We start from the raw sequence: 21,826 nt of genomic DNA, 5'->3' as shown, positions 1-21,826 counted from the left end.
TAATTTCCATCTTTTCTTTTGTAAACTACAGAAACCGCATCAGTATCTGCATCTAAAAATACAAAGAAATTGTGATTTAAAAGTTCCATTTGAAGAATTGCTTCTTCTTCATTCATTGGATTAAGTTCGAAATTTTTCCTTTTAACTATTTTCTTTTCTGGTTCTTCAAATTTTTCTTTTTCTACAATTTCGTCAAATCTAATAGTTTCATTATTTTGGTATCTTCTCTTTAATTTAGTCTTATGTTTTCTAATTTGCCTAGCAAGTGCATCCACAGCGTTGTCCATTGAAGAGTACATATCGTCTGTAGTTTCTTCTGCTCTGATAATTGTCTTTGGTAAAAATATTGTAACTTCCACAGTTTGTTCTTCTCTTATTGTTGAGAATACAACTCTCGCTTCAACTTCTTTTGAAAAATATTTATCCAATTTGGAGAATTTTTTCTCTGCCACGTTCTTCAAAGATTCTGTAAGTTCAATGTTTTTTCCAACAAAGTTCAATAACATAAACGTCACTCTCCTTTTCTATATTAAAGTTTTACCCAATTTTTACAATTTATATCAACGCTTTCATAACTTATCAAAATGTACTTTTAGATTTATTATTGGTATAATTATTATGTATATTAAATATAAAATTTAAATGAGTTGATTAAATGGCTATAAAAAATAAAATAGATTACAAATATAGAATTGGGATGCGTGCAATTAAAACAGCTCTAGCAGTTGTTATTGGTCTTTACATCTCCCACCTTTTGAAATTGAACTCGCCAATATTTGTATCCATCGCTGCAATTTCTTCAATTAAGCCTTCTATGTCAGAATCTCTGGCAGATATGAAAAAAAGACTTTTCACTTGCATTGTAGGTGTAATAATTGGTTATCTCAGTTCAATTATATCTGTGCCATACCTAGTAGAACCACTTATTGGCGGCACTGGAATTTTGATAATAATTTATATACTTGCCCTTGTGAAGATGCGTGACATGACACAATTGTCATGTATAGTATTTGTGGCAAGTTTCTGTTCCAATTCAGACAAGGCTTCTTATGCACTAAATCGAATTATAGGTACAATTATAGGTGTAGTTGTAGGTGTGCTAGTAAATTATTTTATATCTTCTCCAAATATCTGGGAAAATTTTATCGATGCTTCAAAAAAATGCTACCAATCTGCAAATAAAGCTTTAAGAGAAATTATTTACGACAAAAAAACTGACTTATCTTCTTTTAACTCAGACTTTGATAATGTAAACACACTATATAAACTTTTAGAAAAGGAAGTTAAAACTCCTTTTCACCATGACCATTCAATATGGAGAGAATCACAAATAGTTTCTCTACTGGATAATATTTCCCTTCGGCTTCAAGTTATAAATAGTATGAATACCAATTACTTTAAAGAAGATATTTCAAAAGAAATAGAGAAGCGATATGATCTAAATGAACCTACTTCAAAAGACTTAACAGAAGTAGACAGTGTCTATAATTATCACATTGAATATATTCTAAGATATATGGACCAACTAAAAGAATTAGTTGAAAAAGAATAGGTGAAAAAATGGAATTAAAAACAAGAGAAATTTATGAAATAGCAAAAAGACTCTTGACAGAAAAGACTTTAGCTTTTAAAGAATTTTATAACAAAAGGGATTTTGCTCCCATATTAGAAAGCCCCTATATAAATATAAGAAAAAGCGACGAAATTATGGCTTTTCTTCTCTTTGACTTTAAAGAATATGAAGAAAGTGCCAATTCTACAATAAAAAAAATGCTAAAAGAACTTAACTATGAAGTAAAAGACTTGGAATCCTTCATAAAAGTTTTAAGAGAGTCCTATGTTTCTATTTTTAGAATAGAAGAAGAAAATGATCACTATTTATTTTTCGATATTTTCCTTGATGAATATATTGAAGTGGAAAATTATACAAATATCGACATTACAAAATCTGATTTTGGTCTATATAGAATTTTCGCAGCTGGCGAAAGAAATGCAATTCTTAATGTAACTCAAATGATGGACGAAGAAGTATTCATTGATTTTTACAACAATATTTCCAATTTGTTTTATCACATTGAAGAAAACTATGGTCCAATAACAATGAATAGGGATTTCTTAAAAAGAGAATTTTTAAATATAATTTCTGTCTTTGGAGTTACTTTAGAATCAATAAATAATAAACTTTTAGGTTCAATTAACGATGAAAATAGCAATGAAATAAATAATTTTGAATATTTACTGGATAAATTTTACGAAGAAGATTTTTTAGTTTTGCAAAATAAAGATATCTTTAAGAAAATTTTTTCAAATGCTGATGCTGAATTTATTCTTGAATTTTTTATAAACTTATTTTCTAAAATCTACGCTAACTTTTTATTTGAAGAAAATAAAACCTTTAAGGATTATGACATCGACTATAAAAAAATATTTGAGTACCTTTCTGAATCTGGAGAATTTTTAAATCGCATGGAACTATCAAACTCCCTAGAATTTTTAATCGCCTTTTATGGAAAGCTTCTTACCATGGGTCGCGATGTGAAAAATATCTTGATGGACTTAAATGAAATTAAAGAAAATATTTTTTATTATTTAGATCTTTTAAAAAATAGCGAAGGTGGGTTTTATTTTGATGACGATATCTTACTCATACTTTCAGAGAATAAAGATTTTGTATTTGAAAATAAATTTATAGAAAATTTTGATAACTTTCTTACTTTTTTAGACATGAATTATGTAAATAAATTAAAATCTGGGGACTTATCTCCTGCCATGCTCGAAAAATTTGCAAAGTCAATTCATTTAATTCCAACAAAGGATGTCAAAACTTTTAAGAATACACACTTTCCACTTATCGAGCTATACTTTACTTTTATGGTGAAAAAATATTTGACTCTTATTACACAAGAAGATGAACCAGAAGAACTTTATCTAACAGATTATGCCGACAATTACCAATCCTTTGACGACTTCACAAAACTTTCCATTTGGACAGAATCTCTTACTAATAGAGAGTTTTTGAAATCTGCCTTTGGCAAAAATTATGAAAAATACACAAGTTTTGTGATTGATTTTTTGAAAAACTTAAATGAAAAATCTTCTATAAAGGGCGAAAAATTTGACGTAGAAAAATCTTCTCTATTAAGTATTTTAAAGGACTTGGGAGTTATAGAATCTAAAAAAGATTTCAGCGAAATAAAAATTACAAAACTTGGAAAAGACATTTTCAATTATTATAATACAGAAAAAGTAAATTCCGATAACATAATAAAAGTTAACTTCAATTGAAAATAAAATAACTTGTTCCAAAATAGATCCTAGAGAATATATAATTAAAAATTCTATTCTTTAGGACAATTATTTGTAATAAGTATAGTGCAAAAATAATGATCATTATCTTTAAAAATTAAACTTAAATTTTATGAACTACGTTTTCATTTGTTAATAATGTGGTATAATAAAAAAAAACATATTATTATAATAATACATATTATAATAATATATTATAAAAGGGGGATTATTATGGTAAAGAAAAAATTTAACTCGATGGATATCACATTATTTATTATTTACGCACTTTTTGGCATTTTTATGTTTTTCGTGCCAGTGAAAATAGGGGATTCAAATACAATACCTATTGACCACATTACTAATCTTGTGAAAAAGATTCCAAATTATAATTTTGTATTTGGTATATTTATGGTACTTGCTGGAATAGCATATGCAATTAAGACAAAATCATGGCAAAAAAGCAAACTTCACTTAGTTTTCTTTGCTCTAAAACTTGTGAGTTTAATATTTTTATTTATGTATGTAACAAATAAGGGTCCTGCAAGAATCTTTGAAGGTGATATGCTTCCACTTATTTGGAATGGAATTATGGTCTCAGTAACAACAATCGTGCCAATAGGTTCTGTTTTTTTGGCATTTTTAACAGGCTTTGGACTTATGGAATTTATTGGTGTATTTATGGAACCTATTATGCGACCAGTTTTTAAAACTCCTGGTAGATCAGCAGTCGATGCCGTTGCATCTTTCGTAGGATCTTACTCTCTTGCACTTTTAATAACTAATAGAGTTTATTTGGAAGACACTTACACAAAAAAAGAAGCTGCAATTATAGCAACTGGATTCTCAACAGTATCTGCGACATTTATGATTATCGTGGCAAATACTTTGAACATAATGGATTATTGGCTAGCTTATTTCTGGATTACATTATTCGTAACATTTTTAGTAACAGCAATAACTGCTAGAATTTTTCCATTAAATAGAAAACCACAAGAATATTATTCAGGTAAAGAATATGTTCCTGAAGCAAAGAAAAAAATTGCTTTTTCTGACGCAGTAGATGCTGGAATGACAGCTTTTAAAAATTCTGGATCATTACTTTCTGTAATAAAAGAAAACTTTATCGATGGATTTAAAATGGCACTTAACATTGCACCTTCACTACTAGGCGTAGGTATGATTGGACTTTTACTTGCAGAATACACTCCAATTTTCCACATAATTGGATATATATTCTATCCATTCACACTAATAACTAAAGTGGAAGAACCACTTATGGTGGCTCAAGCACTTGGTATGAGTATTGCAGAAATGCTTTTACCAGCACCAATAGTGGCAAATGCAGGACTTGGACTAATAGCAAGAATGCTTGTAGCAATAGTATCTGTATCAGAAATACTTTTCTTCTCAGCATCAATACCTGTAATGATGGGAACAGAAATACCTTTAAAATTCTCAGATTACATTATAATTTGGGTTGAAAGAATAATTTTAAGTATAGTTATCTCAATGCCAATACTTTATCTATTTTTCTAGATAATTTAATTAAATTTGTACAAAAATATAAAGATTTATACTGACCTCATTAAGTTGGACTAAAAAACAACTAATGAAGGTCAGTTTTTTGACAAAATATAGTACAGAACTTAAAGTAAAATATTAAAAGAATATCCTGAAAGAAACGTAGGATATTTAAGTCTAAAAAATACAGAATAAAAACTCTAAACCCGATTGGTAAAATGACAAATAAGTACCACAGCTAATATAGCCACTAACTCTGAGGTCTAACCTTATTGGTACACCCTAATTTAAATGTCTAGCTGTTTTTATTCTTAAATTTTTATTTTTCATTTAAAATGTCTTCTCTTAAAATTTTTATATTATTTTAAATTTTTTATAATTTCTTTAAAATTCTCATCGCTTTTGCCTGTTGTATCTTTTAAGTTCCAATTGTATTTGTACTTACTTTTCAAAAAGATAGAGTAAACATAGCATCTCATGATTCTGGCAATGTCAATATCTAAAAGTTTTACAATAGTTTTTGAAAATTAACTTCTTCCATGTAAATACTATAACTTTACTGCACCCTAGTTTATTTTATATTTTATTTTTTAAGCTATGCTATCTTTTTCAAAAAAGCTTTTAGTTTTATTTGCAATATTTACAAGAATAAGCATTACAGGAACTTCTGTCAAAACTCCAACAGTGCAAGCAAGAGATGCTCCTGAATCTACTCCAAATAATGCCACCGCAACAGCAACTGCAAGTTCAAAAAAATTTGACGCACCAATTAGTCCTGCAGGTGCAGCGATTCTATATGGAAGCCTTAAAAATTTGCTTGTTACATAAGCAATAGTAAAAATTAAAAATGTTTGTATAATTAAAGGAAGGGCTATTAAAATAATGTGCACTGGGTTTTCAACAATTACACTTGCTTGAGAGCTAAAAATTAATATTAAGGTTAATAGAAGTCCAATCGTTGTCGAACCATCAAACTTATTTACAAATTCATTTTCAAAATATTCTCTTCCTTTACTTTTTAGAACATAATTTCTTGTGATTACACCTGCAACAAGTGGCACCGCAACAAAAAGTAACACACTTACAAATAAAGTCTCGTAAGGAACAATTACATTGGATACTCCCAACAAAAATTTTACTATGGGAACAAATGCAACAAGTATAATTAAATCATTTGTGGCAACTTGCACAACTGTATAGGCAGGATCCCCTTTCGTTAATGCACTCCAGACAAAAACCATTGCAGTACATGGAGCTGCTCCAAGTAAAACTGCTCCAGCAAGATAATCCTTGGCAAGATCAGTTGGAATTAAACTTTTAAAAACTATAAAGAAAAAAAAATATGAAATTGCAAACATAGTAAAGGGCTTTATAAGCCAATTAGTAACCCAAGTAACAAATAAACCCTTTGGATTCTTGCCAACTTCTTTTAGACTTTTAAAATCCACCTTTATCATCATTGGATAAATCATTATCCAAATTAAAATCGCAATGGGAACAGAAATCCCCTTGATTTGTAAATTTGATATTGCTTTTATAATTCCCGGAAATATTTTTCCAAACAAAATTCCAGCTACCATGCAAACTAATACCCATACTGTCAAATACTTTTGAAAAAAATTAATATTCCTTGATCTATTTTTCATCTCTCTTCTCCTTAAATAATTTCATTAAAAATCTTTATTGCAAATACAATCTTCAGTACTTGTAAAAATTTCCTCAATAAAATTCCTAATATCCTTAAAACTTTCCTCATTTAGCGTATAATAAATATTTTTTCCCTCTCTTCTGCTCTTTGTAAAACTTGCCTCTTCCAACTTTTTCATGTGATTAGATAACGTAGGTTGAGTTATGTGAAAATATTCTAAAATCTCACAAGCACATAACTCTCTACAAGATAATAAATCTATAATTTCTAATCTTTTTGGATCGCTTAAAACTTTTAACTTTTTAGAAAAATTCATGTAAATATTTTTTTTATCAACTGACATATTCCACCTCTTGAAACATTATACAAAACATATCGACGTTTGTCTATATGTTTGTTGGCTTTAAAAAATATTTTGAGTAAAAAAATCCCATACACTTTGAGATTTCTAATAATTAATCTTTATAAATCAAATAATTTTATAGTACCTAGAATTCACTCCATAAGTACTTAAAAGTTTTGCAATATCTATTTCAATACTCATGAATTTAAATTTATTTACTTTTGAAACTGTTTCATTTTTAGCGTCTTCATATTTAAGAGTAAGTCTAAAAAATAAAGTACAATTAATTTGAAATAACAATCAAAATATTCTAGCTCTATTATTAATGGATTATAGTTTATTGTTAGGATTTGCAAACACAAAATTTTAAATGAAAATATCAGACAAAGATATTAACAAAATAAAATTCATAAATATTTCTTCAAAATAAATAAAGTATTTTTTAAATTTAACTATTATTTCACTTTTTATTAGTGTTTCAAAAAGCATAAATAGCTAAATTTTACAATAAAAAAACTGCTGGTGTTACCCAACAGTTTTTCATATTAATCAGCGCTATATGGAATAAGTGCAATTTGTCTTGCTCTTTTAATAGCAACTGTCATTTCTCTTTGATGCTTTGCTGTTAAACCAGTGATTCTTCTTGGAAGAATTTTGCCACGGTCAGAAATATAGTTTCTTAGCATTTCAACATCCTTATAATCAATTTTTTTAGTTTTATCTTTTTCAAAAGGATCTACTTTTTTCCTTCTGCCAAATCTTCTTTGCATTTTTACCCTCCTTAAAATGGTATTTGGTCATTGTCAACAGGGAAAAATCCGTCTTCATCATCACCATCATTGTTAGAAAAATCATTTCCATAAGCAGAATTTACTGGTTGTTGATTGCTAAATCCACCTTGATTTTGATCAAACCCACTTTGGTTCTGATTGAATCCACCTTGGCTTTGATTAAATCCACCTTGATTTTGACCTTGGCTTGAACCTATGAATGAAATACTATTTACAATTACATCAGTTGTGTAAACAGTTCTTCCTTCTTTTTCGTAGCTTCCCGTTTGGATTCTGCCTTCTACTCCAATTTGACTTCCTTTTCTATGGTAATTGGCAACAAGTTCAGCTGTTTGTCTAAAAGCAACACAGCGGATAAAATCAGCTGTTGGCTGATTGTTAGCTTGTGCTTCTTGTTTCTTTTGCCTTGACATAGCTCTATCTACAGCAATTGTAAAAGTGCACATAGCTGTTCCATTTTGCGCATAACGAAGTTCTGGATCTCTTACTAGTCTTCCTATTAAGTTAACACAATTCATAAAAACTCCTTAGTCTTCAACTTTAATAATCATTTGTCTCATAACTGGGTCCATAATCTTTGCGACTCTGTTGATTTCAGCAATGTCTTCTGGTTTTGTTTCGAATTCAACGAAAATATAATAAGCTTCTTTTTTATAGTTGATTTCGTAAGCTAATTTTCTCATGCCCCACTCATCAACATTATTAATTTTACCATCTTTTTCGATTACCTTTTTAAGTCTGTCGAAAGAAGCATTTCTCTTTTCTTCTTCCACTTCAGGATAAAACATAATCACCGCTTCGTATTTATTCATACTTTTCACCTCCTCATGGTCTTCGGCATAGTTAAAAAAACTATGCAAGGATTTCAATCTTTGATATTATATATTAAAGAAGAAATTTAGTCAAGATTTTTTAAAATTGAGGTAATTATGCAAGTAAAAAAAATCAAAGTTAACAAAAAGAAAAATATTGCACTAGTTGCACACGATCACAAGAAAAAAGAACTTTTAAATTGGGTTAAAAAACACGAAAAAAAACTTTCGCATCATAATTTTATTGGAACAGGAACTACTGCTGCATTAATTTCTCGTGAGACTTCTCTCGATGTAAAGAGGCTTGTCTCTGGTCCCCTTGGTGGCGACCAACAGCTTGGAGCAAAAATTTCAGATTCAAAAATTGATATCTTAATTTTTTTCTGGGATCCCCTTGAGGCACAACCTCACGACCCGGATGTAAAGGCTCTGCTTAGAATTTCCACTTTATACAATATTGCCCTTGCCACATCACCAACTACAGCTGATTATATTTTATCTTCGCCAATGTTTAACGAGGAGTACGATGTTGAAATTTTAGATAACGAATATTCTGTGGAAGAAAGAATTTCAAAAAGTGATTTTGATTAACTTTTAAAAATAAGTGGTAAAATTAATTTGTAAAAACTTTTAAAACTCTTTGATTACATCTTTTTTAAATTAATAGCCTTTATGGCAGAAATAATAAGGCTGTGAAAAAAATAATTACAAGTTCACAAAAAATTTTAGTTTGCAAAATAATGGATAAAAGAATGATAGTGGAAGAGTAAACTTAAAGGGCAGGAGTCATTGCATTACCCTGTTTTTTGTATTTTTAATTAACATTGCATTTGATAATCTTGGTATGTATTGTAATGATATTTTATGCACATAAAAATAGGAGGATTTATGGATTACAAAAGATTTGACGACAAAATAATCGCAAGAATTGACCGAACTGAGGAAGTTCACGAAAAATTAAAAGAAATTGCTTTAAAGGAAAATATTAAACTTGCAAGCATCTATGGCATTGGTGCAACAGACGACTTTACTATTGGACTTTACAGTGTTTCAAAAAAAGATTATAAAGAGAAAAATTTCAAGGGCGAATTTGAAATCTTATCGATAATAGGAAGTATCTCAACATTAGATGGAGAATACTACCCTCATCTTCACATCTCAGCATCTGATGAAGAAGGAACGGTCTTTGGTGGTCATTTAAAAAGTGCTAAGATAAGTGTAACTTGCGAACTAACAATAAACATAATTGACGGCATAGTTGAAAGACAAAAAGACGAATACACTGGTATAAATATTTATAAATTTGATTGATTTAAAAAAGGCGCATCATCATAATGATCTCGCCTTTTTTCTTTTTTCTTTTTATTTTTAAATTTTTAATCTTCCCCATTTAAAAAGTCAATTGCATATTGTGCATAAGTTGCTGCACCATTTGCAAGTACAGATTCATCTACATTAAATCTTTCACTATGATGTGGGAAGTCTGCACCAACTAATGGATTTCTACATCCTACAAAGCCAAAACATCCCGGTTTCTTTTCAAGATAAAATGCAAAATCTTCGCCACCTGTTGTCTTTTGCATTAAGGCAACTGCATCTTTTCCTGCGAATTTTTCAATGGCTTTTTCTGCAATGTGAGAAGATTTTTCCTCATTAATAGTTGGTCCTAGAATATATGTGTATTCAAGTTCATAAGTTGCACCATAAGCATCGCATACTCCCTTTATTACTCTTCTCATATCATTTTCTATTCTTTCGCCAACTTCTCTTGAAAAATATCTATTTGTCCCTTCCATCTCGGCTTCTCCTGCAATGATATTAAATCTATTTCCACTGTGGAAAGATCCAATTGTAACAGTTACAGAATCAAGTGGAGAGTAATTCCTTGAAACCAATTGTTGTAGTGCTTGTACTACTGCTGAACCAGTTACTACTGCATCAATTGTTTCATTAGGCATTGAGCCATGACCTGATTTGCCCTTGATTTTTATCTTGAACAAATCTGCTGCCGCCATTCTATCTCCAGCTTCTACGGAAATTTTTCCTGCTTCAACTCCAGACCAAATGTGCGAACCATAGATATTATCTGTTTCTTCAAACCAATTGCCTTGTCTCATCATGTACTTTGCGCCAAGTCCAACTTCTTCTGCTGGTTGAAAAATCAAATAAACTCTTCCGCATAGATCATTTTGGACTTCTTTTAACATCTTTGCCGCACCTAGTAACATTGCCATATGAGTGTCATGTCCACAAGCGTGCATTTTGCCAACATTTTGTGATTTGTATTCTACATCATTTTTTTCTGTAACATTTAGTGCGTCAATATCTGCTCTAAGTGCAACAGTCTTCCCTGGTTTTCCACCCTTAATTACACCTATTACTCCTGTCTTTGGTTCTTCAGTTGGTATTTCATATGGTATTCCCATCTTTTCTAGCTCTTCTGCAATTTTCTTCGTAGTTTCAAATTCTTCAAAAGAAAGTTCAGGGTGCATATGAAAATATCTTCTCATTTCAATTATATAGTCTTTATTTTTTTCAATTAAATTTTTTACGTTCATGTCTTCTCCTTTTAAACTAAAAAATAGCAAATTACATTGCAGGTGCTAGCATTGGTGCTAAAATTCCTGCTAATACAACGGAACCTATTGAAACTGTTACAAAACCTGCGACTAACATCTTAGGCAAGATTTGTGATAATACTAGTTCTTTTTCTTCTTCAGATTTTGCCACACCTCTTGCAACTTCTTGTGAAACTACATAAGTTCCTGGAAATCCAAAAAGTGCTGATGAGCCTATTGCAAATGCCATCCATGGTCCGATTTTTAAAACTTTTCCAACTATTATAGACATAATGCCTATACCTATTGTTCCTAATACAAGACAAATAACAATTGGAACTAAAATTCCAAGTATATCTGTTGGACTTGCACCTGCAAGACCTCCATATATTACTGCCATAAGTGCTGCCATTAAAAATCCAAAAGAATTACCCTTATTAAGTGGCTCTCTTTCCAAAAATCCAATTTCAGCAAAAATTATGCCAAGAATAAGTGCTAAAACATTTTTATCAATTCTAACTAAAGCATTTAAAATAAATATTCCCGTATCAATTCGCTTTAGTAAACTTGAAACAAAGGTAGCAATAAATGCTATTAAAATTGCCTTTGCCAAAAAATAATTTGGAGAAGTGTATTTTGGTGGGAGTTGTAAAATTGTCTTTAATTCTCTTTGCTCCACTACTTCGTCTTCTTGAAAAGTGTGTCCTTCTGCATTCAATTTTAAAATTCTATTTGCCTCTCGTCTAAGGCAAAATGATGCTAAAGGATAGCCAATAAAACCTTGCAATACAACTAGTAATGTTGCCATTAGTTTTAAATCATTCCTTCCAATAGCTGCTGCAGATTCTGCCATTTGTAATCCAGCAATGATTCCACCAGAAATAGGCGGTGCTGCTACTATTGCCGTTTCTTTTCCTACAATTGGGCTACCTACAAGTAATAACAAAATAACTATACCTATAATTCCACCTGCTGCAATAAGAACAGTTTTCCATTGTGCAATTAGTTGACCCAAATTTAACATTGAACCCATGTGAACTAAAAGTGTTGTAATAGTTACTGCTCCAATATTATACAAAAGGGAATCTTTAAAAAGTGTTTCAGGTATACCTAGCCAGAAGCCACCTAAAAATATTACAGAACAAACAAATAGCGACGGAACAATACTTTTTGTGGCAGTTGCTACGACATCGCCAATTGTATAAACTATAAAAATAAATAATAATGCCTGAAGTGCGTCCATATTTCTTCCTCCTTTTTATTGCTTTTAATGGGTAAAGCAAATTATTTTAGGAAATATTATATTCTGTCGCACTATTTTTGTCAATAATTATCTTTTTATTTTATCGCAATAATTAAAAATTAAATTAATAATTTGATTTATAATTTCAAATATTTATTGAAAATAAGCTTAAATTTTTACAAAACTATTATCTGTGATAAAATAATTTTAGAATTGGAGGTTCTTTATGGAAAAGATTTTAGATAGATTTTTAAATTATGTTTCTTTCGAAACTACTAGCGACGAAAATTCGAACACTTGCCCTTCAACCAAGGGACAAGTGAAACTTGGAAATTTTTTAGTTGAAGAATTAAAAAGCCTTGGCATTGACGCAAAAATTGACGAAAATGGTTATGTCTACGGCAGTATTCCAGGCAACGCAAAAGCTAAAAATACCGTTGGATTTATCGCACACATGGACACTTCTCCAGATATGTCAGGCAAAAATATTAAGGCAAATATAATAAAAAACTACAATGGTTGCGACATAAAATTAAATGACGATTTCACTACAACTGTCTCTGATTTTCCCTTTTTAAAAGATTTAAAGGGCGAAACTATTATTACAACTGACGGAAATACACTTCTTGGCGCAGACGATAAAGCTGGCATTGCCATAATTATTTCAGCTATTGAAGAACTTTTAAAGGACAAAGATGCAAAATATGGCGACATAAAAATAGCCTTCACACCTGATGAAGAAATAGGCAGAGGCGCAGATAAATTCGATGTGAAAAAATTTGGTGCAGATTTTGCCTTTACTGTGGACGGTGGACCAATTGGCGAACTTGAATACGAAACTTTTAACGCAGCTTCTTGCAAAGTTGAAATCCAAGGGAAAAATGTTCATCCAGGATCTGCAAAGGACGTAATGGTAAATTCTCAACTAATTGCCATGGAATTTAATTCAATGCTTCCTGTAAAAGAAAGACCCGAATACACAGAAGGCTACGAGGGCTTTTCACTTTTAATTGGCATTGAGGGAAGCGTCGAGTTCACAAAAATGAATTACATCATAAGAAATCATTCAAAAGAAAAATTTGAAGAAATGAAAAATTTATTTGAAAATATAGCAAGGTTTTTAAATAAAAAATATGATGACCGAATTAAAATTGAAATTAAAGACCAATATTACAATATGAAAGAAAAAATTGAAGATCACATGGAGATAATTGACCTTGCAAAGACTGCTTTTGATAGGGCAGGTGTTCTTCCAAAAATTGGACCAGTTAGAGGAGGAACTGACGGTTCAAAATTATCCTTCATGGGCCTTCCAACTCCAAATATTTTCACTGGCGGATATAATTATCACGGAAGATACGAACTTGTGAGCCTTGACCAAATGAAAAAATCTAAGGAAGTTGTCAAAAATATTGCAAAATTATTAGTCGAATAAATTTTTAATCATCACTGCATTAAAAATAAACCTAATTTATAAACCTCATGCTGAAATGCCTATGTGAATTGTGCCTTTTAAGACAAAGATCTTCCTTAAAAAATTACAATGTTTGAGTAAATCAAATTTGCTATTTTAGAACTTTAATTTAGAAAGCACAAATTTTTGAGTAAGATATTTCTGCACGAGGTTTCTTTTAATAACTTTGCGTTTTTTCATTGCAAAAGCTCATAAAAAAAGAACCCTAAGGTCCTTTCTTATAAATTATTTTCTTTATCTTTGTTTTCGTTAGAATAAGACTTTTTACTTGTGTTTTTATTTTTTTCTTTATCTTCTTTAGAATTATTTGAAGAATTTTCTTTTCTTACAGCTTCTTTCTTTAACTTTTCCCTAAGTTCTCTATCTCTAATTTTTTGTTCAGCTGCTGCTCTTTCTTCTTCTGTCATTTTTTGTAAATCTTCTTCTGTCAAATTATTCTCTATGTTTTCACCTTCAGCTGCATTCTTTCTCAATCTTTCAAGTTCTGATGCTTCATACCTTGCACTTTCTTTGTCAACAAAATATAGAGGAGAACCCTTCTTCGTCCTTCCGTTAGCAGTTTTCATTCCTATATTTTCCTTATCGAGAGTTACACCATAGTATGCTAGATAGGATAATTGTCCATAATTCATGTCTGTTTCAATGTGTTTATTTGCAATTGATACAAGTTTTGGAAGCTTTAGAAGCATTTTTGGAGACTTCATTTTTTCAAAAATCTTCATTATAAAATCTTGTTGTGCCTTAATCCTGTCGAGGTCTTGGTCTTTGTATATTTTCCTTATTCTAAGATATTTTACTGCATCATCGCCATTTAACAAATGAAGTCCCTCTTTAAAATCAATTTCAAGCGGCGGTATTGTTGAGGGATCAGTGTACTTGTACTCTGGAGTGTAAACTTCAACTCCACCTATTGCGTCAACAAGTTCCTTTACTGCTTCATAATTAACCGTTACATAATGGTCGATTTTCACATTAAGAAAATCCTCAATACTTGATACTTGTAGGTCAATTCCTCCACGAGAATAAGCTGCATTCATCCTATAATTGTCGTAACCCTTTAACTTATAATATGTATCTCTTGGTATTGATAATAATCTTACTCTATCGTATTTGGGATCAATTGATAATACCATAATAGTGTCAGCTCTCTTAGAATCTTTATCCTTTTCATAAGTAACTTCACTAGAATCTATTCCAATTAATAAAATATTTACAATATCTTCATTTTCATTAAAGACAGTAATTTTTTCTGGTTCAGCAATTTCTTCTTTATTTATAATTTTATTGTTATTTAATTTTTTTCCCCTTGGCATAAACATAAATGTAAGTCCCAATGCTCCAAGGAGGAGTATAACTGTAAGGAATACAAATATTCTGTAAATATATTTCATATTGACCTCCTTAACTAAGTCTATATAAAATCTTATAATTTTTCAATACTTTTTAATTATATGATATGATAAATTTATTTTAGGGTAAAAAATAAATATGAAAATATTATTAGATGCAGACGGATCACCCGTACGTGAAATAACAGAAAAACTAGCAAAAAAATATGGTGTAAAGCTCATACTTGTAAAAAATTATACACAAGATTTTAGTTCAAACTACGGCGAAGTCATTAGCGTTGACATATCAAAAGAAGCAGCTGACCTCTATATCGCAAATCACGCAAATAAGGGAGACCTCGTGATTACAAATGATAGAGGCTTGTCTTCTCTTGGTCTTGCAAAAGGCTCAAAAGTCATGGACTTCCAGGGTAATTTCATCGACGATAATAATATTATGGAATTGTTAGAAAGCCGTCACTTTAACCGAAAAATGCGCAATAAAGAAATTTACTTTAATATTGCTAAGAGAAAAAAATGTGACGACCAAAATTTTTACCGATCATTAAATAAATTTTTGGAGGATATAAATATGCTTACACTATTCATTTCAAGTTTATGCCCAGATTGCCCACCTGCAATCGCAGAAATTAAAGAAAAAAATTTGGACTGTGAAATTGTAGACATTACAGCATCAATGGCAAACTTAAAGAGATTTTTAAAAGAGAGAGATTTCTCCGAAGAATTTGACGAAATTGTAAAAGAAGGCAGAGTTGGCGTTCCTGCACTTATGCGTGACGAGGATTTTTACTTCTTTGATGGAAGTTTAGATGAATTTTTAAGGAGATAATATGGAATTTAACGATTTTAAAGAATTGGCAAAAGTAAGACAGTCTTGTAGAGATTATGACCCAGATAGAGAGGTTGAAATAGAAAAATTGCAAACTTGTCTTGACACAATGAAGCTTGCACCTTCAGCTTGCAATGCACAACCCTATTACTATTACATTGTTCACGGCGACAATGCGAAAATTATTTCAAAATACCTTCAACTTGGAAAGATGAATTCTTTCACAAAAGATGTAAATGCTTTTGCCATTGTAACAGAAGAAAACTACAATTTGACTGCAAAAATTGGCTCTAAGGTAAAAAATCAAGATTTTAAATCAGTTGATATTGGAATATCTACGGCTTATTTTACAGCAGAGGCAACAACACTTGGGCTTTCAACTTGCGTAATAGGTTGGTTTGACGAGGAAAAAATTCAAAAATTCTTAAATACTAAAAGTAGAATTAGACTTATAATAGCAATTGGCTACGCAAAAAATGAAGAAATTCGCGAGAAAAAAAGAAAGACATCAGACGCATTGTATAAAATAATTTCAGAAGATCTTTAATTTAATAATTTGCTCTTTGTCAAATAATGTTGGTGAAGAAAAATTAATTTATATGGTATATGGTTTATTGCCTAAACCATATATTTTTTTATGTTTCATCTTTTTTATTTTTCAAAGAGTAAAATATGGCATTTTATTGGACGTAAATTTTTCCAAGAGTTTTACTGCAATAAAAAATGGAGATAAATATCTCCAAATTTTTACTTATTAAGTTCTTCTTCCATAAATTGTACAAGTTTAGAAAAATATTTTTCTTCTAGGCTTGTGAAGCGGCCTATTTTTGGCGAATCCAAATCTAAAACTGCAATGACTTCGCCCTTTATTTTTATTGGCAAGACAAGCTCGGAATTTGATGCACTGTCGCAGGCTACATGTCCTTTAAATTCATGGACATTTTCTATTCGCATAATTTTTTGTCCCTTCCAAGCTGCGACGCAAACTCCTTCGTCTTTTAATCTAGTGCAAGCTGGCAAACCTTGAAAAGGTCCAAGGACAAGTTCATCTCCACGCACGAGATAAAAACCTGCCCAATTCAAATCCTCTACTACATTAAAAATTATGGAAGAAAGATTTGCCATCATGGCGATTAAGTCTTTTTCTGTTTTTATCGTGGCTTTCCCAAAGTCCACCATGTACTCAAGTCTTTCCTCTTTGTTTAAATTTTTTATTCCTTTGATTTCTAAAGTCATAATATATCAAAACTACCTTTTATAAACAATTTTACCGCCAACAATAGTCATTAAAGGTTTAATTTCCTTAATCTCCATTGGGTCAATAGTGAATATATCTCTGTCTAAAACTACAAAATCTGCCAAGAAATCTTTTTTTATTCTTCCCTTTATGTCTTCCGCAAATTCTACATAGGCAGATTCAATTGTGTAAGCATCAATTGCTTCATATACATCTACGCATTCCTTTGGATAAAATCCACCTTCAGGCTCTCCCAATTTGTCCTTTCTAGTTACTGCCATGTAAATATTTGGGAAAGGATTCAAATTTTCCACTGGTGCATCGGTACCATAGGCAACATGAGCACCAAGGTCTTTTAAAGATTTAAAGGCATAGGATGTGCTTGCAAGTTCCTTTCCACATCTATCCTCAACTACTTTCATGTCGTAATCTAAAAATATTGGCTGTGCCATTACGCAAATGTCGTCTTTTGCAATTCTTTCTACAAGTTCTTTATCTGTTATTTGACAATGAACTAAAGTGTGTCGAAGGCTGTTTTTGCCATTTTTAAAAGATTCTTCATAACATTTTACTGTATCTTCAATTGCCTTATCGCCAATTACGTGAGTAATGACTTGGAGATTATTGTCGCTTGCAAGTTTTACATACTTCCTCATCTCTTCATCCTTTATCCAAGGAAGTCCGTGATTTTCTTTGTCATCATTGTAACCGTTGCGCATTAAAGCTGTCCTTGCGCCAAGTGATCCGTCCTTAAATAATTTAAGGGGCCCAAGTTTTAAGTAATTGTCCTTATAATCTTCTGACTTAAATTCTCCAACAGTTAAGTATTTTTCAAATTCAGAAAAATCATTGAAACAAACTTGATGTCTATATCTAATTTTTTTATAGGATTTATAGATGTCCTTTAAAAGTGCAAAGGCAACTGGTCCATTCATAAAAGTTGTGCCCACATCATTTGATTGTACAGATGTAAGTCCACAAGATATTGCATAATCCATAGTTTCGATTAGCATTTCTCGCCTTTCTTCTAAAGTAAAATCGGGGATTACATCCTTTGCAAAGTTGCAAGCATTGGCAGTATAAACTCCGCTTGGATAGCCGTCTTCTCCTATTAAAAATTCTCCGTCAGGATACTGTGGACTGTCCTTAGTTAGTCCAAGAATTTCAATTACCCTTGTGTTAGATGAAACTATATGACCGCAAACTCTTTCTAGTACAATGGGAATTTCTGTTGAAATTTTATCTAAATCAAATCTATTAGGGATTCTCTTATCTCCAACAAATAAATCTTGATTCCATCCAATTGCGTGGATTCCCTTTTCACATCTCTTGGGATTTTTTTCCATAAAGATTTTGCATCTTTCTATCATTTCTTCAATAGACTTTACGCCTTCTATATCAACTTGGTTCCTGCTTTCTCCAAATTGCATAAAGTGCAAATGTGAATCATTTAGTCCTGGGATTACAGTTTTTCCATTGCAGTCAATTTTTTCTATTGCTGAATCAGAATATTTTTCTAAAAGATCTTTACTTTTTCCTACTTCTTTTATAAATTCATCTTCAGTGTAAATTGCCTCTTGAAATTCATCTCTATTGACATAAACTTTTCCATTGTAAAATAATTTTTTCATCTTATACACCTTTTTCTTTTTTTAATTTTGCATCAAAAATCATATAAGTGATTGCTCCAAGAGCTGGTACTACAAGTCCAGTTAGCCCTGTAATTGGATCTTCAATTGCACCTTGAACTACAAGTCCTGCAAAAATTAGAGCTGTTATTATTACTGAAACTGGATAAAACCAAACTTTGTAAGGTCTTTCTATATTTGGATATTTTTTTCTAAGTATTGGAACACTTAAAATTGTAAGTACTGAAAAAATCATTCCTGTAATTACTACCATATTAGTAAGCTGGTCTAAGTTTGATGCCATTACAAGTATACAAGAAAATACACATTGCACAATAATTGGTGCTGTCGGAACTTTATATTTTGGATGAAGTTTTGCAAATGCTTTAAAGAAATGACCTTCCACTGCCATAGCATAGTACATTCTTGGCTGTGCAAGAATAAGTCCATTTAATGTTCCAAACATTGCAAGTATCATTCCTGCACTTACTATAATTACGCCAGCGTGACCAAATACTCTTTTTGCAACTTCTGTGCCAAGATAGAGATTGCCGCTATTTATCATGGATACAATTTCATCGTGAGGTATTACTTTCATAATTGCAAAGTTAAATAATGTATATAAAACTGTTATACCACCAATTCCTATTATTAGTGCAAGTGGCAAATTTTTGTGAGGTTCCTTTATTTCCTCTGCAACTGTATTTAAGTTTGTCCACCCTTCATATGCCCATAAAGTTGCAACAACAGCTATGGCAATTATGCCAAAGATATTTGTATCACTTGTCCTTGAATATTCAATTGCACTTCCAAGGCTCAAATCAGGACTTATCTTTCCAACAAAAAGTGCAGCCATCATTACAATTCCTATGGGAACAAGTTTTGCAACCATTGATAAATTTTGAAGAATTGACGATGCCTTTACACCAAATAAATTGTATATTGTAAGTGCAATAATTAAAAATATTGCTGAAATTTTTATTCCAAAGTCAGAAATTTCGAAAAAACTTTTAAAAACACTCATAAGGGCGATGGAAACTGCAGCAACTGAACCCGGTCCTCCCACTATCCAATCTGTAAATCCGGATATAAACCCAGCTATTGGATGATATGCTTCATTTAAGTAAACAATTCTTCCACCTGCTTTTGGCATTGCTGTGCCAAGTTCTGCATAGCAAAGTCCACCAAAAAGTGTAATAAGTCCGCCAATTATCCAACAAATAAGAGCTAGACCTGAATTCATATTTGTCCTTTGAAGTACATAGGATCCAAGATAAAAAATACCAGATCCGATCATAATTCCACCGATAATACTTACGCCGCCAAAAACGCCAATCTCTCTTTTAAACTCTGTATTTTCAGTAGTTAACCTTTCAATGTTCTTTGAATTATTATTCATAGGACACCTCTTTCCTTTTTATTTTTACATTAATTTTTAAAGCTGTGAACTGGAGCAGGTATAAATCCTCCTCGATTTGCAAATCTTTCACTATTTCCTTGATGAACTGGAATTATTGGTGCAGAACCTAAAAGTCCGCCAAAGATAGCCTCTTCGCCAACACCCTTTCCAATTACTGGGATAAGTCTAACCGCAGTAGTCTTTTGATTTATAATTCCAATCATTGCTTCGTCTGCGATTATTGCAGCTAATGTTGACGCCTTTGTGTCCCCTGGAATTGCAATCATATCTAGACCTACGGAACATACGCAAGTCATTGCCTCAAGTTTATCAAGTCCAATGTGTCCATTTCTCGCCGCTTCAATCATTCCTTCATCTTCACTTACTGGAATAAAGGCGCCACTAAGTCCTCCAACGTGATCTGATGCCATAATTCCGCCTTTTTTTACCGCGTCATTTAACATTGCAAGTGCTGCGGTAGTTCCATGTCCTCCTGCAAACTCTACTCCAATTTCTTCTAAAATTCGTGCAACAGAATCGCCAATAGCTGGTGTCGGTGCAAGAGATAAATCAATTGTTCCAAAGGGAACTCCTACTTTATTCGCAACTTCTGTGCCAATAAGCTCGCCCAATCTCGTTATTTTAAATGCTGTTTTCTTAATAGTTTCAGAAACTACATCAAAGCTTTTGCCTCTAACTTTTTCTAGTGCGTATTTAACTACACCAGGTCCAGATACCCCAACGTGAAGAACTACATCTCCCATTCCAACACCGTGGAAAGATCCTGCCATAAATGGATTGTCTTCAACTGCGTTTGCAAAAACAACTAATTTTGCGCAACCAATAGAATCAGCGTCCTTAGTTTTTATAGCAGTTTCACGAATCATCTCTCCCATAAGTTTAACTGCATCCATATTTAGACCCTTTTTTGTAGTTCCAACATTTATTGAAGAGCAAACTTTTTCTGTTTCGGAAAGTGCACGAGGAATGGAATTTATTAAAATTTCATCAGCTGGCGTCATTTCTCCATGAACTAATGCAGAAAACCCACCAATAAAATCTACTCCTATTTCCTTTGCAGCCTTGTCGAGAGTCCTTGCAAATTCTGTGTAGTCTTTTTCATCAGTTGCACCTGCAATAAGGGCAATAGGTGTTACGGAAACTCTTTTATTTACAATTTCAACACCGTATTTTTTGCCAACTTCATTTGCATATTCAACTAGATTCTTGCCGTATTTTATTATTTTGTTATAGATTTTTTTGCGTGCAACATCTCCATCTTTGTCTATACAGTCCAAAAGTGATATGCCAAGAGTTACAGTCCTAATGTCTAGGTTTTCTTGGTCAAGCATCCTAACTGTTTCTAAAATTTTTCTTTTATCCATAGGTTACTCCTTAAATTTGGTGCATCTTGTCGAAGATACCTTGGTGTTGAACTCTAATAGAAAGATCTAATTCTTCGCCAAGTTTTTCGTAAGCATCAACAACTTCTTGGAATTCAACATTCATTTTAGTTAAATCAACTATTACTATCATTGTGAAATAACCGTCTAAAATTGTTTGAGTGATATCTACAATATTTAGATCAAACTCCACCATTTTCTTTACTACTTCATATACAATACCAATTTTGTCACTACCGATGACAGTTATAACAGCCTTCATAGCATCCCCCTTAATTAAAATTACAATTATTATATCATACA

General features: G+C 31.5%; 22 protein-coding genes. 8 read left to right on the top strand and 14 right to left on the bottom strand.

Annotated elements, in window-relative coordinates:
- Positions 1-506: ribosome-associated translation inhibitor RaiA (gene raiA / locus MR285_RS03485; RefSeq protein WP_293558073.1), on the bottom strand; the 506-nt coding region annotated here is incomplete at its 3' end.
- A gap of 149 nt (positions 507-655) precedes the next feature.
- Here raiA and MR285_RS03480 point away from each other — a divergent pair.
- The 3 genes from MR285_RS03480 to MR285_RS03470 all read left to right on the top strand — a co-directional run bounded on the left by MR285_RS03480 (position 656) and on the right by MR285_RS03470 (position 4,824).
- Complete coding sequence (locus tag MR285_RS03480) at positions 656-1,552, top strand: aromatic acid exporter family protein (RefSeq protein ID WP_293558071.1); 897 nt, start codon at positions 656-658, stop codon at positions 1,550-1,552.
- Positions 1,553-1,560: 8 nt separating this feature from the next.
- On the top strand, positions 1,561-3,285 hold the full coding sequence (locus MR285_RS03475; RefSeq protein WP_293558069.1) for a hypothetical protein: 1,725 nt from the start codon (positions 1,561-1,563) through the stop codon (positions 3,283-3,285).
- 234 nt (positions 3,286-3,519) lie between these two features.
- Positions 3,520-4,824: a YjiH family protein gene (locus MR285_RS03470; RefSeq protein ID WP_293558067.1), complete on the top strand. Its 1,305-nt coding sequence runs from the start codon at positions 3,520-3,522 to the stop codon at positions 4,822-4,824.
- A 575-nt stretch (positions 4,825-5,399) separates the two neighbouring features.
- On the opposite strand, the gene arsB is transcribed toward MR285_RS03470, so the two are convergent.
- The 5 genes from arsB to rpsF form a co-directional block, all read right to left on the bottom strand.
- Entirely contained in the window at positions 5,400-6,455 is a 1,056-nt protein-coding gene (gene arsB / locus MR285_RS03465; RefSeq protein WP_293558065.1) for an ACR3 family arsenite efflux transporter, read from the bottom strand.
- 24 nt (positions 6,456-6,479) lie between these two features.
- Positions 6,480-6,800 carry a metalloregulator ArsR/SmtB family transcription factor gene (locus tag MR285_RS03460; RefSeq protein ID WP_293558063.1) on the bottom strand — a complete coding sequence of 107 codons (321 nt, stop codon included), beginning with the start codon at positions 6,798-6,800 and terminating at the stop codon, positions 6,480-6,482.
- Positions 6,801-7,345: 545 nt separating this feature from the next.
- Positions 7,346-7,570, bottom strand: coding sequence for a 30S ribosomal protein S18 (gene rpsR, locus MR285_RS03455; RefSeq protein ID WP_075659794.1), 225 nt, complete (start codon positions 7,568-7,570; stop codon positions 7,346-7,348).
- An 11-nt stretch (positions 7,571-7,581) separates the two neighbouring features.
- Positions 7,582-8,109: a single-stranded DNA-binding protein gene (gene ssb / locus MR285_RS03450; RefSeq protein ID WP_293558058.1), complete on the bottom strand. Its 528-nt coding sequence runs from the start codon at positions 8,107-8,109 to the stop codon at positions 7,582-7,584.
- Between the two features lie 9 nt (positions 8,110-8,118).
- A complete protein-coding gene (rpsF, locus tag MR285_RS03445; RefSeq protein ID WP_293558056.1) occupies positions 8,119-8,403 on the bottom strand; it encodes a 30S ribosomal protein S6 in 285 nt (94 codons plus the stop codon).
- Between the two features lie 117 nt (positions 8,404-8,520).
- On the opposite strand from rpsF, the gene MR285_RS03440 reads away from it, so the two are divergent.
- The gene (locus MR285_RS03440) at positions 8,521-8,994 is read left to right on the top strand and encodes a methylglyoxal synthase (protein WP_293558054.1); all 474 of its coding nucleotides are present in this window, start codon (positions 8,521-8,523) and stop codon (positions 8,992-8,994) included.
- A gap of 297 nt (positions 8,995-9,291) precedes the next feature.
- The gene (locus MR285_RS03435) at positions 9,292-9,714 is read left to right on the top strand and encodes a PPC domain-containing DNA-binding protein (protein ID WP_293558052.1); all 423 of its coding nucleotides are present in this window, start codon (positions 9,292-9,294) and stop codon (positions 9,712-9,714) included.
- Between the two features lie 65 nt (positions 9,715-9,779).
- Here the strand turns inward: MR285_RS03435 and MR285_RS03430 are convergent, their stop codons facing one another.
- Positions 9,780-10,961 (bottom strand): amidohydrolase, encoded by a 1,182-nt coding sequence (locus MR285_RS03430; protein WP_293558050.1) that lies wholly within the window; start codon positions 10,959-10,961, stop codon positions 9,780-9,782.
- Positions 10,962-10,992: 31 nt separating this feature from the next.
- Positions 10,993-12,204 (bottom strand): hypothetical protein, encoded by a 1,212-nt coding sequence (locus tag MR285_RS03425; RefSeq protein ID WP_293558048.1) that lies wholly within the window; start codon positions 12,202-12,204, stop codon positions 10,993-10,995.
- 226 nt (positions 12,205-12,430) lie between these two features.
- Here MR285_RS03425 and pepT point away from each other — a divergent pair, with 226 nt between their 5' ends.
- The gene (gene pepT / locus MR285_RS03420) at positions 12,431-13,639 is read left to right on the top strand and encodes a peptidase T (RefSeq protein ID WP_293558046.1); all 1,209 of its coding nucleotides are present in this window, start codon (positions 12,431-12,433) and stop codon (positions 13,637-13,639) included.
- A 257-nt stretch (positions 13,640-13,896) separates the two neighbouring features.
- Here the strand turns inward: pepT and MR285_RS03415 are convergent, their stop codons facing one another.
- On the bottom strand, positions 13,897-15,069 hold the full coding sequence (locus MR285_RS03415) for an LCP family protein (protein ID WP_293558044.1): 1,173 nt from the start codon (positions 15,067-15,069) through the stop codon (positions 13,897-13,899).
- Positions 15,070-15,166: 97 nt separating this feature from the next.
- Between MR285_RS03415 and MR285_RS03410 the strand changes: the two genes are divergently transcribed.
- Together MR285_RS03410 and MR285_RS03405 are read left to right on the top strand one after the other, a co-directional pair.
- Complete coding sequence (locus MR285_RS03410; RefSeq protein WP_293558042.1) at positions 15,167-15,856, top strand: DUF188 domain-containing protein; 690 nt, start codon at positions 15,167-15,169, stop codon at positions 15,854-15,856.
- Position 15,857: 1 nt separating this feature from the next.
- Positions 15,858-16,403 (top strand): nitroreductase family protein, encoded by a 546-nt coding sequence (locus MR285_RS03405; protein ID WP_293558040.1) that lies wholly within the window; start codon positions 15,858-15,860, stop codon positions 16,401-16,403.
- A gap of 200 nt (positions 16,404-16,603) precedes the next feature.
- On the opposite strand, the gene MR285_RS03400 is transcribed toward MR285_RS03405, so the two are convergent.
- Genes MR285_RS03400 through MR285_RS03380 form a run of 5 tightly spaced genes read right to left on the bottom strand, consistent with a single transcriptional unit; the run spans position 16,604 to position 21,785 of the window.
- Positions 16,604-17,092 (bottom strand): GAF domain-containing protein, encoded by a 489-nt coding sequence (locus tag MR285_RS03400; protein WP_293558038.1) that lies wholly within the window; start codon positions 17,090-17,092, stop codon positions 16,604-16,606.
- A 12-nt stretch (positions 17,093-17,104) separates the two neighbouring features.
- Positions 17,105-18,724 carry an amidohydrolase gene (locus MR285_RS03395; protein ID WP_293558036.1) on the bottom strand — a complete coding sequence of 540 codons (1,620 nt, stop codon included), beginning with the start codon at positions 18,722-18,724 and terminating at the stop codon, positions 17,105-17,107.
- 1 nt (position 18,725) lies between these two features.
- Positions 18,726-20,120: an amino acid permease gene (locus tag MR285_RS03390; RefSeq protein WP_293558034.1), complete on the bottom strand. Its 1,395-nt coding sequence runs from the start codon at positions 20,118-20,120 to the stop codon at positions 18,726-18,728.
- 29 nt (positions 20,121-20,149) lie between these two features.
- Positions 20,150-21,505 carry a PFL family protein gene (locus MR285_RS03385; RefSeq protein ID WP_293558032.1) on the bottom strand — a complete coding sequence of 452 codons (1,356 nt, stop codon included), beginning with the start codon at positions 21,503-21,505 and terminating at the stop codon, positions 20,150-20,152.
- 10 nt (positions 21,506-21,515) lie between these two features.
- The gene (locus MR285_RS03380) at positions 21,516-21,785 is read right to left on the bottom strand and encodes an ACT domain-containing protein (protein WP_293558030.1); all 270 of its coding nucleotides are present in this window, start codon (positions 21,783-21,785) and stop codon (positions 21,516-21,518) included.
- Positions 21,786-21,826: the final 41 nt, after the last annotated feature.

Origin of the sequence: Peptoniphilus sp. (assembly GCF_022767005.1) — a bacterium.
GTDB lineage: Bacteria > Bacillota > Clostridia > Tissierellales > Peptoniphilaceae > Peptoniphilus_A.
Note: the sequence above shows the minus strand (reverse complement) of the source record. Positions and strands in the feature narration are given on the sequence as shown.

Bases quoted from the DNA above. Each gene is read 5' to 3' on its own strand.
- MR285_RS03480 (WP_293558071.1), top strand. From the start codon at position 656: ATGGCTATAAAAAATAAAATAGATTACAAATATAGAATTGGGATGCGT.
- MR285_RS03475 (WP_293558069.1), top strand. From the start codon at position 1,561: ATGGAATTAAAAACAAGAGAAATTTATGAAATAGCAAAAAGACTCTTG.
- MR285_RS03470 (WP_293558067.1), top strand. From the start codon at position 3,520: ATGGTAAAGAAAAAATTTAACTCGATGGATATCACATTATTTATTATT.
- arsB (WP_293558065.1), bottom strand. From the start codon at position 6,455: ATGAAAAATAGATCAAGGAATATTAATTTTTTTCAAAAGTATTTGACA.
- MR285_RS03460 (WP_293558063.1), bottom strand. From the start codon at position 6,800: ATGTCAGTTGATAAAAAAAATATTTACATGAATTTTTCTAAAAAGTTA.
- rpsR (WP_075659794.1), bottom strand. From the start codon at position 7,570: ATGCAAAGAAGATTTGGCAGAAGGAAAAAAGTAGATCCTTTTGAAAAA.
- ssb (WP_293558058.1), bottom strand. From the start codon at position 8,109: ATGAATTGTGTTAACTTAATAGGAAGACTAGTAAGAGATCCAGAACTT.
- rpsF (WP_293558056.1), bottom strand. From the start codon at position 8,403: ATGAATAAATACGAAGCGGTGATTATGTTTTATCCTGAAGTGGAAGAA.
- MR285_RS03440 (WP_293558054.1), top strand. From the start codon at position 8,521: ATGCAAGTAAAAAAAATCAAAGTTAACAAAAAGAAAAATATTGCACTA.
- MR285_RS03435 (WP_293558052.1), top strand. From the start codon at position 9,292: ATGGATTACAAAAGATTTGACGACAAAATAATCGCAAGAATTGACCGA.
- MR285_RS03430 (WP_293558050.1), bottom strand. From the start codon at position 10,961: ATGAACGTAAAAAATTTAATTGAAAAAAATAAAGACTATATAATTGAA.
- MR285_RS03425 (WP_293558048.1), bottom strand. From the start codon at position 12,204: ATGGACGCACTTCAGGCATTATTATTTATTTTTATAGTTTATACAATT.
- pepT (WP_293558046.1), top strand. From the start codon at position 12,431: ATGGAAAAGATTTTAGATAGATTTTTAAATTATGTTTCTTTCGAAACT.
- MR285_RS03415 (WP_293558044.1), bottom strand. From the start codon at position 15,069: ATGAAATATATTTACAGAATATTTGTATTCCTTACAGTTATACTCCTC.
- MR285_RS03410 (WP_293558042.1), top strand. From the start codon at position 15,167: ATGAAAATATTATTAGATGCAGACGGATCACCCGTACGTGAAATAACA.
- MR285_RS03405 (WP_293558040.1), top strand. From the start codon at position 15,858: ATGGAATTTAACGATTTTAAAGAATTGGCAAAAGTAAGACAGTCTTGT.
- MR285_RS03400 (WP_293558038.1), bottom strand. From the start codon at position 17,092: ATGACTTTAGAAATCAAAGGAATAAAAAATTTAAACAAAGAGGAAAGA.
- MR285_RS03395 (WP_293558036.1), bottom strand. From the start codon at position 18,724: ATGAAAAAATTATTTTACAATGGAAAAGTTTATGTCAATAGAGATGAA.
- MR285_RS03390 (WP_293558034.1), bottom strand. From the start codon at position 20,120: ATGAATAATAATTCAAAGAACATTGAAAGGTTAACTACTGAAAATACA.
- MR285_RS03385 (WP_293558032.1), bottom strand. From the start codon at position 21,505: ATGGATAAAAGAAAAATTTTAGAAACAGTTAGGATGCTTGACCAAGAA.
- MR285_RS03380 (WP_293558030.1), bottom strand. From the start codon at position 21,785: ATGAAGGCTGTTATAACTGTCATCGGTAGTGACAAAATTGGTATTGTA.